This window comes from Paenibacillus sp. LPE1-1-1.1 (assembly GCF_040676435.1).
Classification (GTDB): Bacteria; Bacillota; Bacilli; order Paenibacillales; family Paenibacillaceae; genus Pristimantibacillus.
Genome location: NZ_JBEGHY010000033.1, coordinates 1 through 255, shown reverse-complemented (window position 1 = coordinate 255; position 255 = coordinate 1). Strand labels below are relative to the sequence as shown.

Annotated in this window: 1 rRNA gene; it reads left to right on the top strand. The window is 54.9% G+C overall.

The annotated features are described in order from the left end of the window. Positions 1 to 255: ribosomal RNA gene (locus MRBLPE1_RS33255) — 23S ribosomal RNA — on the top strand; the annotation flags it as partial.

Below are 255 nucleotides of genomic sequence, written 5' to 3'. Positions count from 1 at the left end.
AAACCAAGGAGCTTGCTCCTTGGGGTTGTAGGACGTCTCACATGGAGTTACAAAGGTGTTTGGTAGGCGAAGAGGTCTGGAAAGGCCCGCCAGAGCAGGTAAAAGCCCTGTAACCGAAAGCAAGCACCCTCCGAGACGGATCCTGAGTACGGCGGGACACGTGAAACCCCGTCGGAATCCGGCAGGACCATCTGCCAAGGCTAAATACTCCCTGGTGACCGATAGTGAAGCAGTACCGTGAGGGAAAGGTGAAAA